Source organism: Methylobacterium sp. J-048 (assembly GCF_022829515.1).
Lineage (GTDB): Bacteria > Pseudomonadota > Alphaproteobacteria > Rhizobiales > Beijerinckiaceae > Methylobacterium.
This window is the reverse complement of the sequence record NZ_JAKSYL010000244.1, coordinates 1-13744: the sequence shown is the minus strand read 5'-3', so window position 1 is coordinate 13744 and position 13744 is coordinate 1. Positions and strand designations below refer to the sequence as shown.

Annotated in this window: 11 protein-coding genes; 7 read left to right on the top strand and 4 right to left on the bottom strand. The window is 70.3% G+C overall.

The genetic code is table 11. The annotated features are described in order from the left end of the window. Window positions 1–539: 539 nt before the first annotated feature. Window positions 540–1463: an NAD(P)-dependent oxidoreductase gene (locus tag MKL09_RS24860; protein WP_244024691.1), complete on the top strand. Its 924-nt coding sequence runs from the start codon at window positions 540–542 to the stop codon at window positions 1461–1463. Then, window positions 1463–1618, top strand: a complete 156-nt coding sequence (locus MKL09_RS24855) for a DNA-binding protein (RefSeq protein ID WP_244024690.1) — start codon at window positions 1463–1465, stop codon at window positions 1616–1618. The genes MKL09_RS24860 and MKL09_RS24855 overlap by 1 nt, the downstream gene beginning before the upstream one ends. Before the next feature lie 15 nt (window positions 1619–1633). On the opposite strand, the gene MKL09_RS24850 is transcribed toward MKL09_RS24855, so the two are convergent. Beyond that, entirely contained in the window at window positions 1634–3553 is a 1920-nt protein-coding gene (locus MKL09_RS24850) for an ABCB family ABC transporter ATP-binding protein/permease (RefSeq protein WP_244024689.1), read from the bottom strand. A gap of 86 nt (window positions 3554–3639) precedes the next feature. Beyond that, window positions 3640–3843, bottom strand: a complete 204-nt coding sequence (locus MKL09_RS24845; protein ID WP_244024688.1) for a DUF1127 domain-containing protein — start codon at window positions 3841–3843, stop codon at window positions 3640–3642. A 102-nt stretch (window positions 3844–3945) separates the two neighbouring features. Between MKL09_RS24845 and MKL09_RS24840 the strand changes: the two genes are divergently transcribed. Continuing rightward, window positions 3946–5283, top strand: a complete 1338-nt coding sequence (locus tag MKL09_RS24840; RefSeq protein ID WP_244024687.1) for a PLP-dependent aminotransferase family protein — start codon at window positions 3946–3948, stop codon at window positions 5281–5283. Window positions 5284–5290: 7 nt separating this feature from the next. Here MKL09_RS24840 and MKL09_RS24835 read toward each other — a convergent pair whose 3' ends face one another. After that, window positions 5291–6694 (bottom strand): LysM peptidoglycan-binding domain-containing protein, encoded by a 1404-nt coding sequence (locus tag MKL09_RS24835; RefSeq protein ID WP_244024692.1) that lies wholly within the window; start codon window positions 6692–6694, stop codon window positions 5291–5293. A 227-nt stretch (window positions 6695–6921) separates the two neighbouring features. Here MKL09_RS24835 and MKL09_RS24830 point away from each other — a divergent pair, with 227 nt between their 5' ends. After that, complete coding sequence (locus MKL09_RS24830; RefSeq protein WP_244024686.1) at window positions 6922–7518, top strand: TIGR00730 family Rossman fold protein; 597 nt, start codon at window positions 6922–6924, stop codon at window positions 7516–7518. A 12-nt stretch (window positions 7519–7530) separates the two neighbouring features. On the opposite strand, the gene MKL09_RS24825 is transcribed toward MKL09_RS24830, so the two are convergent. Beyond that, window positions 7531–9192 carry a methyl-accepting chemotaxis protein gene (locus MKL09_RS24825; protein WP_244024685.1) on the bottom strand — a complete coding sequence of 554 codons (1662 nt, stop codon included), beginning with the start codon at window positions 9190–9192 and terminating at the stop codon, window positions 7531–7533. 378 nt (window positions 9193–9570) lie between these two features. Between MKL09_RS24825 and MKL09_RS24820 the strand changes: the two genes are divergently transcribed. The 3 genes from MKL09_RS24820 to MKL09_RS24810 form a co-directional block, all read left to right on the top strand. Then, complete coding sequence (locus MKL09_RS24820; protein WP_244024684.1) at window positions 9571–11337, top strand: methanol/ethanol family PQQ-dependent dehydrogenase; 1767 nt, start codon at window positions 9571–9573, stop codon at window positions 11335–11337. A 188-nt stretch (window positions 11338–11525) separates the two neighbouring features. Then, window positions 11526–11696 (top strand): hypothetical protein, encoded by a 171-nt coding sequence (locus MKL09_RS24815; protein WP_244024683.1) that lies wholly within the window; start codon window positions 11526–11528, stop codon window positions 11694–11696. A 138-nt stretch (window positions 11697–11834) separates the two neighbouring features. Next, window positions 11835–13744 (top strand): acid phosphatase (locus tag MKL09_RS24810; RefSeq protein ID WP_244024682.1); only part of this gene is annotated, 1910 nt, incomplete at its 3' end.

The following is a 13744-nucleotide window of genomic DNA, read 5'->3' as shown; positions in this document are numbered from 1 at the left end:
GGCGGGTCCGCAGGTTGCTCAGGGTCACGCCCAGAGATGGGTCGCCGCGGGGGCATTTCCGCACCCCGCCGGGCAAACTGCCGCCCGATCTCACGCCCGTCACCGAGACACGCCCCGCATCGGTTCGCCGCCCGGGGCGATGGCGGCTGAGAGCCACCGACGCGGGCACCGCCCTGCTCTCCGAACCCGCCGGTCAGCCACCGGACGGACCCCCGAGGAGCGCCGCGAAGTCACCCCCGCGGCACCGGAGGACAGGTGACGGCTAATGAGCACAAAATAGGAACATTGTCAAGGGGCGGGGTATGGCATCCGCAATTGCGGCGCCTCCTGATACGTCCGATACAGGTCCCCTCGAACGGCTGGCTGCGGCCTTCACCGTCATTGCGAGCGCAGCGAAGCAACCCAGTGCAGCGCGCGATCCCCGGAAGTCGCGTGTCCCTCGGTTGCTTCGCTGCGCTCGCAATGACGGCATGGGGCGAGCTGGGCCGTCCCAAATAGTGCCGTTGGCTCGCTCCGCGGCCGCAGTGAGGAGCCGTCCGGTGCAGAAACTCGCCATCCTCGGCCTCGGCGCGATGGGCCATCCGATCGCCCGCAACCTCGCGGCCAAGCGCGCCTCCGATTCGGAGACCCTCGTGGCGCTGGATTCCGACCCGGCCCGCCTCGCCGGGCTCGACGGGGCGGGCCTCGTCGCGACGGCGGATCCCGCAGCGCTCGACGGCGCCGAGGTGCTGTTCCTGTGCCTGCCGAACGGCGACGTGGTCGAGGCCGCCCTGTTCGGCCCGGACCGTCTCGCCGAGCGGCTGGCGCCGGGGGCGGTCGTGGTCGATCTCAGCACCATCGCGCATGCCAAGGCGCTCGCCCTCGGCCGCGCCGTGGCGGCGACCGGGCGGCATTTCGTCGATGCCCCGGTCTCCGGGGCGCCGGCCGGCGCCGAGGCCGGGACGCTCACGGTGATGTGCGGCGGCGATGCGGAGCCCATCGCGGCAGTCCGGCCCCTGCTGGAGCGGATCGGCGCGAGCGTCCTGCATATGGGGCCGGTCGGGTCCGGCCAGCTCACCAAGACGATCAACAACGTGCTCTACGACATCAACATCGCAGCGCTTGCCGAGGTGCTGCCGATGGCGGTGGCGATGGGGCTCGACCCGGACCAGATCGCGCAAGTCGTGACCACCGGCACCAGCCGGAGCTACGCGTCGCAATACTTCGTGCCGCGCATCCTCCAGGGCCGGTTCGACGAGGGCTACCCGATGGGCGCGGCCTACAAGGACCTCGTCGCGGCCGCCGCGATCTCGGCCGAGGGCGGGTATCCCATGCCGGTCACGGCCGCCGCCACCGCGACCTACCAGACCGCCCTGCGCCAGGGCCACGGCGACCGGGACAAGGGCGCGATGGTGCTCCCGTTCGAGGATTTGCTGGGGGTGAAGGTTCGGTCTCGGGGCGGGCGTAAGGCGAAGGAGATGTGATGATGGCGCTGGAGACGTTTCCCTACGACACCGCCGAGCACCTGAAGACGCCCGAGGACATCGCCCTCTACATCGAGGCCGTTCTGGAGGACGGTGATCCCGCCCTCGTGGCCGATGCGATCGAGGTCGTTGCCAGAGCGCGCGGCACGGCCTGAGCAGGTCGCACCCCCCTACTCCGCCGGTTCCGTCGCCGGCACGGCCCCGCGCCCGACCCGGATCGGCAGCACCGGCGCGTCGGCGCGCTGGAGCACCTCGAGCGCCGCGTCGGCCTCGCGCTGGCGGTCCCAGAGCGCCGCGTAGATGCCGCCGGCGTCCAGCAGCTCGGCATGGGTGCCGCGCTCGGCGATGCGGCCGTGGTCGAGCACCAGGATCGCGTCGGCATTGACCACCGTGGACAGCCGGTGGGCGATCACCAGGGTGGTGCGGCCGCGGCTGACCCGGTCCAGCGCCGACTGGATCTCGGCCTCGGTGAAGGAATCGAGCGCCGAGGTCGCCTCGTCGAGCACCAGGATCGGCGGCGCCTTGAGGATGGTCCGCGCGATGGCGACCCGCTGCTTCTCGCCGCCCGACAGCTTCAGCCCGCGCTCGCCCACCGGCGTGTCGTAACCCTCCGGCAGACCGGAGACGAAGCGGTCGATCTGGGCGAGCTGGGCCGCCTCGCGCAGCTCGGCCTCCGTGGCGTCGGCCCGGCCGTAGCGGATGTTGTAGCCGATCGTGTCGTTGAACAGCACCGTGTCCTGCGGGACCATGCCGATCGCGGCGCGCAAGGATTCCTGGGTCACCGCGGCGATGTCCTGGCCGTCGATGCTGATCCGCCCGCCCTGCGGCTCGTAGAACCGGAACAGCAGCCGCGACAGGGTCGACTTGCCGGCCCCCGAGGGGCCGACCACCGCCACCGTCTGCCCGGCCCGGATCTCGAACGAGACGCCGCGCAGGATCGGCCGCTCCGGGGTGTAGGCGAAGCGGACATCCTCGAACCGCACCGTGCCGCCCGCAACCGTCAGGGGCGCCGCGTTCGGCCGATCGGCGATCTCGGGGTTCTGGCCGAGGATGCGGAACATGTCGTCGATATCGATCAGCGCCTGTTTGATCTCGCGGTAGATCATGCCCATGAAGTTCAGGGGCATCGACAACTGCACCAGCAGGGTGTTGGCCAGCACGAAGCCGCCGATCGTCGTGCGCCCGGCCAGGATGTCCCGGGCCGCGAGCCACATCACGATCGTCATGCCGATGGTGAAGATCACCGCCTGGCCGGCATTGAGCACGGCCAGCGACACGTAGGTCTGGGTCGAGGCCTTTTCGTATTTGGCCATCGACACGTCGTAGCGGGCGGCCTCACGGGCCTCCGCGCCGAAATACTTCACCGTCTCGTAGTTGAGCAGCGAGTCGACCGCCTTGGTGTTGGCGTCCGTGTCCGAGGCGTTCATCCGGCGGCGGATGGCGATCCGCCACTCGGTCGCCTTGTAGGTGAAGCCGAGATAGGCCCCGACCGTAAGGAACGCGACCAGCGCGTAGCGCCAGTCGAACTCGTAGGCCAGCACGCCGAGCACCAGCGCGAACTCGACGATGGTCGGCACCAGGGTGAGCACCATCAGGCGCGACAATTCCTCGATGCCGGCGCGGCCGCGCTCCAGCACCCGGGTCAGGCCGCCGGTCTTGCGCTCCAGATGGAAGCGCAGCGACAGGCGGTGCATGTGCTCGAAGGTCCGCAGCGCCAGGCGGCGCACCGCGTGCATCGCCACCTTGGCGAACAGCCCGTCGCGCACCTGGGTGAGCGCCGACATCGCGATCCGCGACACGCCGTAGAGGGCGATCAGCAGCATCGGGGCGGCGAACAGGCCGGTCGGCAGCGGCGCATCCTTCCCACCGATCGCGGCGACCAGGGCGTCGGTGATCCACTTGAAGGTGAACGGCGTCACCATGGTCACGAGCTTGGCCGCGAGCAGCAGCCCGAAGGCCAGGAACACGCGGCTCTGCAGGTCGGGCCGGTCGTGCGGCCAGAGATGCGGCCACAGCCGCCGGTAAGTGGCGAGCAGGCCGGGGCGCTCGGCTGGGGGTGACCCGGCCGGGGGCGCGGTGTCGTCGGTCATGCGGGATTCTGTGCGGGAGGAACAATCTTCCACCCGCATATAGGTCCGTAGGATGAAGCGGGCACCCGCGGCCGCCGCAGGGCCGGTCATCCTCTCCAGAACGGCTTCCGGATCTCGTGGCGCAGGCGCCAGGGCTCGATGCCGGCATCCCGCAGCTGGTCCGGATGCAGGGCGGCGAGCAGCCGCCGGGTGCGGATGCGCTGCAGCCAGAGCCGCACCAGGGATGGCCGGGCGGGCTGGTTCGCGGTGCGCGCGGACGTGGTGGCGGAGGGGAATGTGATGATCGACATGGCGGAGGATCCGGTGACGGGAGCAGTCCGGCCGGGATTGCGGCGCCAGGATTGAACCGATAAATATCTCGGATCAATCGAAACATTGCACTCGGAGCAATGATGCGGGCCACGGATTACCGGGACGTCGCCGACGCCGTCGCCGCCGAGATCGCCGCCGGCACGCTGCGCCCCGGCGACCGGCTGCCGCCCCAGCGGGACTTCGCCTATGCCCGAGGCATCGCGGTCTCGACGGCGAGCCGGGTCTATGCCGAACTGGGCCGGCGCGGGCTCACGACCGGCGAGGTCGGCCGCGGCACCTTCGTCCGCTCCGAGCCGGGCCGGGCGGGGACGCTCCAGCCGGAGCCTCCGCCGGCGGCCCTCGACCTGCAGCGGACCCATTCCCGCCTGCCGGAGCAGGAGGCGGTGCTGGCCGAGACCCTGGCGGCCCTGGCGCGCGGGGGCGCCGAGATCGGCTTCAGCCAGTACGGCCCGGACGGCACGCCCCGGGCGCGGGCCGTGGCGGCCAGGTTCCTCACCCGGGACGGCTACGCGCCCAAACCCGCCGACATCCTGTTCACCGGCAACGGCCGGCAGGCGCTCGCCGCCGCGCTCGCGGCCCTGGCGGCCCCGGGGGAGCGGATCGGCTGCGAGCCGCTGACCTATCCGGCGGTGCGGGGCATCGCCTCCCGGCTCGGGATCACCCTGGTGCCGCTGGCCATGGATGCCGAGGGCGTGTGCCCCGACGCGATCCTCCAGGCCCACCGGGCGACGCCGTTGAGCGGCGTCTATCTCCAGCCGACCCTGCAGAACCCGCTCGGCACGACCATGAGCCCGGCGCGGCGCGTCGACCTCGCCCGCGTGCTCGACCAGACCGGACTCACGGCGATCGAGGATGCCGTCTACGGCTTTCTGGCCGACACGCAGCCGCTGCTCGCCAGTCTGGCGCCCGACCGGACGATCCTGGTCGACAGCCTGTCGAAGCGGGTGATGCCGGCCCTCACGATCGGGATGATCGCCGGGCCGCCCCACCTCACCGACCGGCTCGCGGCCTCCGTGCGCCAAGGCGCCTGGACCGTGCTCGGGCTGTCGCTCGCGGCCGGCATGCACTGGATGGCCGGCGGTTCGGCGGCGACGCTGGCGGAGGCCAAACGCCGGGACGCGGCATCCCGCCAGGCGCTGGCCCGGGACATCCTGGCGGGGCTCAAGGTGGTCGGCGATCCCCGCGCCTACCACCTTTGGCTCGAATTGCCCGAGACCTGGCGGGCGGAAGCCTTTGCCGCCGCGTCCTTGCGCCGGGGCATCGCCCTGCTGCCGGCCCCGGCCTTCGCGGTGAATCCCGGCCATGCCCCGAACGCGGTCCGCCTCGCCTTGGCGACCCCGTCGCGGGAGGATCTCGCCGAGGCGCTGCAGAACCTGCGGCGGCTGGCTGTTTCCGAGGACGATCAGGTCGTGGAGTGAGGGAGACTCAACCCCGCTTGTCGGTGGGCAGGATGAAGATCTGGCCCGGGTAGATCCGGTCCGGGTCGCGGATCTGGCCCTGGTTGGCGTCGTAGATCACGGTGTAGCGCTCGCCCCGGCCGTAGGTGCGCTGGCTGATCCGCCAGAGATTGTCGCCCCGGGTGATCTTGGCCGTGGTGATCTCGGGCACGAACACCGCGCCGGCCCGCGCCGGGCCGCTCGTGCCCGTGGAGCCTGGGCTGAGGGCGGAGGGCATCTCCGCCGGGCGGCCGCCTTCCGCTCGGGGACGATCCGTCCCTGGACCGCCCCCGGGGGCGGGCGCGCCGGACAGGTCGCGTCCGGTACCCTCGCCGGCGGCGATGCGGGTCGGCTCGGGCACCGCGAGCGGCACCTCGGCGCGGGTGGCGACCTTGCCGGTGCGCGGATCGATCTGGTCGATCCGCACCTGGTACTGGCCCGGCTTGATCCCGCGCCCGATGGTGAAGCTCGCCCGGCCGTCCGGCCCGACGCTGCCCGGGGCGATCAGCGTGTCGTTGAGGTAGAGCCGGAGCTTCGCACCCGGAATCCCGGTCGCGGTCACGAACAGCCGGCCGTTCTCCTGCACGTCGACGCTGACGATCTGGGCGGCCTGCGCCTTGCCGGCGGCCGCGACCGCGGGCTTCCCGGGGGACGCCGTCTTCGCGGTTTTCGCCTCCTGGGCGCCCGCCCCCTTCGCCGGGTCGGGAGCGTCCGGCTGCGACAGCACGACGGTGGCGGCGTCCGGGGCGGTCAGCGCCACCAGGGGCTGGCGGTCGCGGCCCGGGGCGACGTCGACCGCCACGCTCTGGCGCGAGTCGGCGGCGCGGCCGTCCTTGGTGGTCATGCGCAGCCGCAGGGCGCTGGAGCCCGCGGGCAGGGCCGGCGGGACCAGGGCGAACTGGCCGTTCGCGTCGGCGGTCGCCCGCGCCACGGGCTTGCCGTCGACCAGCATCTCGATCACGGCATCCGGCGCGCCGCGCCCGGCCACCACCGCGTCGCCGTTGGGCTCGACCCGGACGATGTCGAAGCGCGGCACCGCGGCGGCGTCGGGCTCGGCCGGCTTGCCCTCGGGGCTGCCGATGCCGGCCGACAGGGCCGCGCCCGGTGCCGGGTCGGCCGAGGGGCGTGCGGCGGATCGGGTCTCGCCGGGCTTGGGGGCGCCCGTCCTGTCGTCGCGAAAATCGACCGGCGGCGTGCCGGATTCGGCGGTCGCCCCGGGATCCGCCAGGCTGCGCAGGCCGCCCTGGGGCGCCGTGGCCGCGGGGGGCTCCGGCTCGTGCCGGTCGATCATCCGCTTCAAGGATTCGCCGCCGAACAGGGCCAGCACGAGGCCGAGGCCGCCGAGGAGGCCGGCGAGCGCCAGGGCGAGACTGCGCCGCACCTGTCTCGACATCGCCACGGAGGCCTCCCTGCTCTGCCGTCCACCCGGCGAATGGGCCGCCTGCCCGCTCAAAAACCGTCGACTGCGGCGCCCATAATACCGTACATGGTCCCGACACCAAGCCGTACCGCCGCTCCGGCGGGTGAATCCCACGCGAATTCAGCAGTTTGGCGCGTGGAGCGCCGGGCGCGGGGCTCTTTTTCGACGGCTCGCGACGATTGCGTGATGGAGGGCGCCGGATGGCCCCGGTGAGGACAGTCTGTGTCTATTGCGGCTCCGGCTTCGGCGGAGACCCGGCGTTTCGCGAGGCCGCCGAGACCCTCGGGACGGCGATCGCCCAGGCCGGGATGGGCCTGGTCTACGGCGGCGGCGATGTCGGCCTGATGGGGACGGTGGCCCGCGCCGCGCTGGCGGCGGGCGGCCACGTCACCGGCATCATCCCGGACTTCCTCCAGGCGCGCGAGCACATGCTCGACGCCGTGCAGGAGACCGTGGTGGTGCCCGACATGCACACCCGCAAGCGCCTGATGTTCGAGCGCTCGGACGCGTTCGTGACCCTGCCGGGCGGGATCGGCACCCTGGAGGAATTGGTCGAGCAGCTCACCTGGGCGCAGCTCGGGCAGCACCGGAAGCCGGTGGTGCTGGTCTCGGTGGCCGATTTCTGGGCGCCGCTGCTCGCGCTGTTCGCGCACATGCGCGGCCACGGCTTCATCCGCGAGGGGCTGGACCTCAGCTACAGCGTCGCCCGGGACGCGGCGGCGGTGGTGCCGCTGCTGCGCGAGGCCGGCCACGAGCCGGACCCGCAGGCCGAGGAGATCGTCAAAGAGCGGATGTGAGGCTCGGTCCGCTCAGGCCGCCCGCACGTCGGCGATGAAGCGCAGCACCTCGGCGTTGAGGCGCTCGGAATGGCGGGACAGCTCCGACGCGGAGGCCAGGACCTGGGCGGCGGCCGTCCCGGTCCCCTCGGCCGCGTCGGCCACGCCGGCGATCGTGCTGGTGACGGCACCGGTGCCGGAGGCGGCCTCTGCGACGTTGCGCACGATCTCCTGCGTCGCCGCCCCCTGCTGCTCCACCGCGGAGGCGATGCTGGCCGTCACGTCGTTGATCTCGCGGATGCGGCCGGCGATCGACCCGATCGCCGTCACCGCTTCGGCGGTCGCGCCCTGGATCTGCCCGATCTGGGCGGCGATCTCGTCGGTGGCCTTGGCGGTCTGGCCGGCCAGCTCCTTGACCTCCGCGGCCACCACGGCAAAGCCGCGACCGGCCTCCCCGGCCCGGGCCGCCTCGATCGTGGCGTTGAGCGCCAGTAGGTTGGTCTGACTGGCGATGCTGGTGATCAGCCCGACCACGTCGCCGATCCGCGACGCGGCCGTGCTCAGCGCCTGCACCAGGGCGGCCGTCCGGTCCGCCTCGCTCACGGCGCCCTGGGCGAGACCCGCCGAGCCCGACACCTGGCGGCCGATCTCGGCCACCGACGAGCCGAGTTCCTCGGCGGTCGCGGCCACGGTCTGGACGTTGCTCGACGCGGCCTCCGCGGCCTCCGCGACGGTGGCCGACTTGGCGGCCGTGTCGGTGGCCGTCCCGGTCATGGTCTGAGCGGTGTTCTGCAATTCGGACGCGGAATCCGAGACCACCCGGATGATCCCGCCGATCGTGCGCTCGAACCCGTCGGCGATCTCCTGCATCGCGGCCTTGCGCCGCGCCTCGGCCTCGGACCGGGCCTGCGCGGCCTCCTGTTCGAGGGCCTTGGTGCGGATCAGGTTATCCTCGAACACCTGGGCGGAGCGGGCGGCCTCGCCGATCTCGTCGTAGCGCCCGGTATAGGGGATCGCGATGTCGGTCCGGCCCTCGGAAATGTGCAGGAGCACCTCGCCGATGCGGCGGATCGGGCGGGCGACGCCGAAGATCATCAGTAGGGCCCAACCCATCACCACGGCGAGCCCGACGCTGCCCAGGGCCAGCCCGCGCCCGCTCGCCGTATCGGCCTGCGCCAGGGCGCTCTCGGTGGCGCCCGCGGTGAAGAACCGCGCGTTCTTGATCGATTCGTCGATGACCTTCTCGGCTGAGACCGTGACGGTTTGGATCTCCAAGCGGGCCGCCTCCAGGACCTCCGGCCGCGTCTCGGTCCGGAAGGTCCGGGCATTCCGGGCGTAGCGCAGCAGGCTCTCCTGCGTCTGCTTCAGCACGTCGGGCTTGAGCGCGATGGCGATCGGGCGTTCGAGACCCTGGGCGCCCCCGCGGGCCAGCCGGTCGATCTCGCCCACCGCCGCATCCCGGGCCGCCGGCGTCACGGCCGCCTCGATGGTATGGTAGGCGTCCCGCATCTCGGACATGGCGAGCTGTGCGCCCACGATCCCGTTGAGGATCGTCTGCTCGCGTCCGATCGTCGCGATCCCGCCGACGATCGCCTGGTTGCTGAGCCACTGGTTGGCGATCATGCCGCTGACCAGCAGACAGGCCACGACGGCCGCCAGCGTGACCTTCGCGCCGATCTTGAGTCTGATGCCCATCGATTTTCTCCTTCCGATTCAAAATGATTCTAGTCGAATGCGGTAAAAAAATCATCCATTTTTGCATTAATATAGCTCATATTCTATATTTACGACATACAATTACATAAAACCTATAGATAGGCCGCGCAAAAATCTCCGGTAAGGAAAAGATAAGGCGACAAATACTATCGCATAAAAAATATTTCTTGATATGGCTCGAACATAAAATTTCTTTGTGCGCAATCATTCTCGAAGGCGTCGGCGGGCGCGGCACGGGATCCCGCCCGACCGCTCGCGTGCGGGCGTCCATCGCGGTGCCGACCGTGGGATTTAACCAGGCGCGCGGTGTATGAGGCCGGCGCCGCCGTGCGGGGCGGCGGCCGGTGGAGTCCGAGCATGCGCGTTCCGATCCTGGCGGCCCTGGCGCTCGCCGGCCTCGCCGCCGTGGCGTCCGCGGAGGAGCCGCCCGTCCTCCAGACCCTGGATTACGCCAACACCCGCTATTCCGACCTCGCCCAGATCGATGCCGGCAATGTCTCGCGCCTCAAGGTCGCCTGGACCTTCTCCACCGGCGTGCTGCGCGGGCACGAGGGTGCGCCGATCGTGGTCGGGCACCGGATGTTCGTGCACACCCCGTTCCCGAACCTGGTCTACGCCCTCGACCTCGACCGGGACGGCCAAATCCTCTGGCGCTACGCCCCGCGCCAGGATGCGGGCGTGATCGCGGTGATGTGCTGCGACACGGTCTCCCGCGGCCTCGCCTACGCGGAGGGCCGGCTGTTCCTGCAGCTCGCCGACACCACGGTGGTGGCCTTGGATCCCGAGACCGGCCGGGTCCTGTGGTCCGTGAAGAACGGCGACCCCGCCCGGGGCGAGACCAACACCGCCACGGTTTTGCCAGTCCGTGGCAAGCTCATCGTCGGCATCGCCGGGGGCGAGTACGGCGCCCGCTGCCACGTCACCGCCTACGACCAGGCGAGCGGCACACGCCTCTGGCGCGCCTACGCCACCGGGCCGGATGCCGACATGCTGGTCGATCCGGAGAAAACCACCGCCCTCGGGCGCCCGATCGGCCGGGATTCCTCGCTCACCAGCTGGGAGGGCGACCAGTGGCGGATCGGCGGCGGCTGCAGCTGGGGCTGGTTCTCCTACGACCCGGAGCTGAACCTCGTCTATTACGGCACCGGCAACCCGGCGACCTGGAACCCGGCCCAGCGCCCGGGCGACAACCGCTGGACGATGGCGATCATCGCCCGCGACCCCGACACCGGGATGGCGCGCTGGGTCTACCAGATGACCCCCCACGACCAGTGGGACTATGACGGGGTCAACGAGATGATCCTGACCGAGCAGGTGATCGACGGCCGCCCGCGTCGGGTGCTGACCCATTTCGACCGCAACGGCTTCGGCTACACCCTCGACCGGGCCACCGGCGAGCCGCTGGTGGCGGAGAAATTCGATCCCAGCGTCAACTGGGCGCGCCGGATCGACCTGGACCGCGCCTCCCCGGGCTACGGAAGGCCCGTCCTCGACAAACGCTATGCGCCCGGCGAGGCCGACGAGGAGGAGGTCACCAAGAACATCTGCCCCGGGGCGCTCGGCGCCAAGAACCAGCAGCCGGCCGCCTACTCGGCCAGGACGCGGCTGTTCTACGTGCCGACCAACCACATGTGCATGGATTACGAGGCGTTCCGGGTGAGCTACACGCCGGGCCAGCCCTATGTCGGCGCGACCCTGACCCTGCACCCGCCCGAGGGCTCCGACCGGACCGGCGCGTTCATCGCCTGGGACGGGGCGAAGGGGACGATCGCCTGGACGATCCCGGAGCCGTTCTCGGTCTGGTCCGGGGCGCTCGCCACCGCGGGCGACGTCGTCTTCTACGGCACGCTCGAAGGGTATCTGAAGGCGGTCGATGCCCGGGACGGGCACGAGCTCTACCGGTTCAAGACCCCGTCCGGCATCGTCGGCAACGTCACCACCTATCAGCACGGCGGCCGGCAATACGTGGCGGTGCTCTCCGGGATCGGCGGCTGGGCCGGTATCGGGCTGGCCGCCGGCCTGACCGACCCGGCCGACGGCTCGGGCGCGGTCGGCGGCTACGCGGCCCTGTCGCAATACACGGCGCCGGGCGGGCAGCTCACGGTGTTCGCGCTGCCGGAGTGAAGCGTGTTCAGCCGTGGGTGGGCGTGCCCCGGCGATTCGCCCGCGTCTCCGGGGCGCAGACTCTGCCGGCTCCCAAGTGCGCCCTGAGATGGGCGCCCTGAGTGCTTCCCGGCATGCCCGCCCGCTCCGATGCCGGCTGCCGGAGGCGCCGTGCGTGCCGCCGGGATTTGCAGTCCAGGAGGAGCCGGATGTCCGCGAGCCCTGTTGTCGCTGAATGGCATGCAGATCGCGATCCGTTGATATTGAGATCAATTGAATACAAGCCGCAAAATAAGCTGGCACAACAAAGTGTTGCTGGTGAGATGCATTGCGCGGCAAGCCGAATGTATGACGGAATTATGACGATGCGCCGTTCCTGAGCTTCGCTAGATCTGTCCCCGCCGGCTGACTGAGGCGAATCGCAAGGGCGGATCATGAAACTGCGGCATGGGGTTTCGATCGCAGCGTTGATCGTCTCAGCGTTCGGTACGGGCGCTCGAGCACAAACCGCGAATACGATGCCAAGCAACAGCGTCGACGTCCTCTCGGGGTTCAACCGCCTCTGGATACCGGGGCCGACCTACGACACCGGATCGCCGACCGCTCTGGGCGCGCCTCTCCTGCAGCGTAACATTCAGATCGTTGCGGAGCGTGCGCGGACGCGGGCGAGGGCACCGGAGATAGCCGCTTATTACGATGATCGCCGCAACCAGAGCTACAGCGTCATCGACGGCCTCGGACCGCTGACGCGCGCCTATTTAGCGGGTTCCGGCGCGACCACCACGATCCCGGCCTTCGATGCGACCACGTCGACGGTGCAGTATGTCGACCAGGGGAACGGAGCCGGCGCCACCACCTCGGCCCTCGGGAAAGTCGTGCAACTGGTCAACGTGCTCAGGAATGATGCTTCGACTACACCGGCCAAGAATGCCTACAATTACTGGCGTCCCTGGCGGCAGAGCCTGAACGGCCAAAGCCTCGATTTCGTCGTGCCGCCGTCCCTCGTGCCGGAGAAGAGTCCGACGCCGGCGAGCGATGGCGGGTTTCCGAGCGGGCACACCAATGCTGCCTACCTCTCAGCCATCGCCCTGGCCTATGCTGTGCCGCAGCGATTCCAGGAACTCCTGACCCGTGCGAGCGAGCTCGGCGACAACCGGATCGAGGCCGGCATGCACTCGCCGACCGACGTGATCGGTGGCCGCGTGCTGGCGACCTACTTCGCGATCCGGAACCTCAACGACCCCAACAATGCAGCTTTGCTGGCAGAGGCTTTTACGCAGGCGCAGAGCTATTTCAGTCAAGCTTGCGGCGGCCCGCTCGACGCCTGTGCCCATGCATCCGTCGACCCAGCCACGGATCGATTTTCGAATTACGCCCGGAACAAGGCCGATTACATGGCTCGCCTGACCTACGGTTTCGCACCGGTCGGGCCTACGAACCTGGCGCCGGTGGTTCCGGCCGGAGCCGAGGTACTTCTCGCGACGCGGTTTCCTTACCTCACCGCCGCGCAGCGGCGCGACGTGATCGCCACCACTGAGCTGCCTTCCGGTGGATTCCTCGACAACGGCCTGGGATACGACCGGATCAACCTGTTCGCGGCGGCGGACGGTTACGGGGCCTTTAACAGCTCGGTTACGGTGACCATGGACGCAGCCAAGGGCGGCTTCTCGGCCTATGACGTTTGGCGCAACGACATCAGTGGTGCGGGGAGCCTGACGAAGCTCGGAAGTGGCGTGCTGGTCCTGACAGGTGCCAACACCTACGCCGGTGGCACGACGATTTCTGGCGGAACCCTGGTCGGGCATGCCGGGGCGTTCGGCGCGGGAGCGATCGTCGACAACGCCGCCCTAATCGTTGATCAGTCCGTCGATGGAACCTTGCTCAACGCCATCTCGGGGACTGGGACCCTGACGAAGACGAGCGCCGGGACACTCACCCTCACGGGCCTCAGCACACTGACTGGCGTCACGGACGTGAACGGCGGGCAACTCATCGTGAACGGCTCCCTCGCCAACTCGACCGTCACAATACATGGGGGTGCGAGCCTCGGCGGCTCCGGCAGCGTCGGCGGGATCGCGGCCCTGTCGGGGGGTACCGTGTCGCCGGGCAACTCGATCGGCACGCTCACCGTCACCGGCGCGGTCGCGTTCGCGCCGGGCTCGGTCTACCGGGTCGAGGCCAACGCCGCCGGGCAGGCCGACAGGATCGCCGCCGGCGGCGCGGCCAGCCTCGGCGGCGGCACCGTGCAGGTGCTGGCGGCCTCCGGCGCCTACAACCCGCGCACCACCTACGCGATCCTGAGCGCTTCCGGCGGCGTCACCGGCCGGTTCGACGGGGTCACGTCCAACCTCGCCTTCCTGTCGCCGGGGCTGCGGTATCTGCCCAACGAAGTCGACCTGACGCTCACCCGCAACGACGTGCCGCTGGC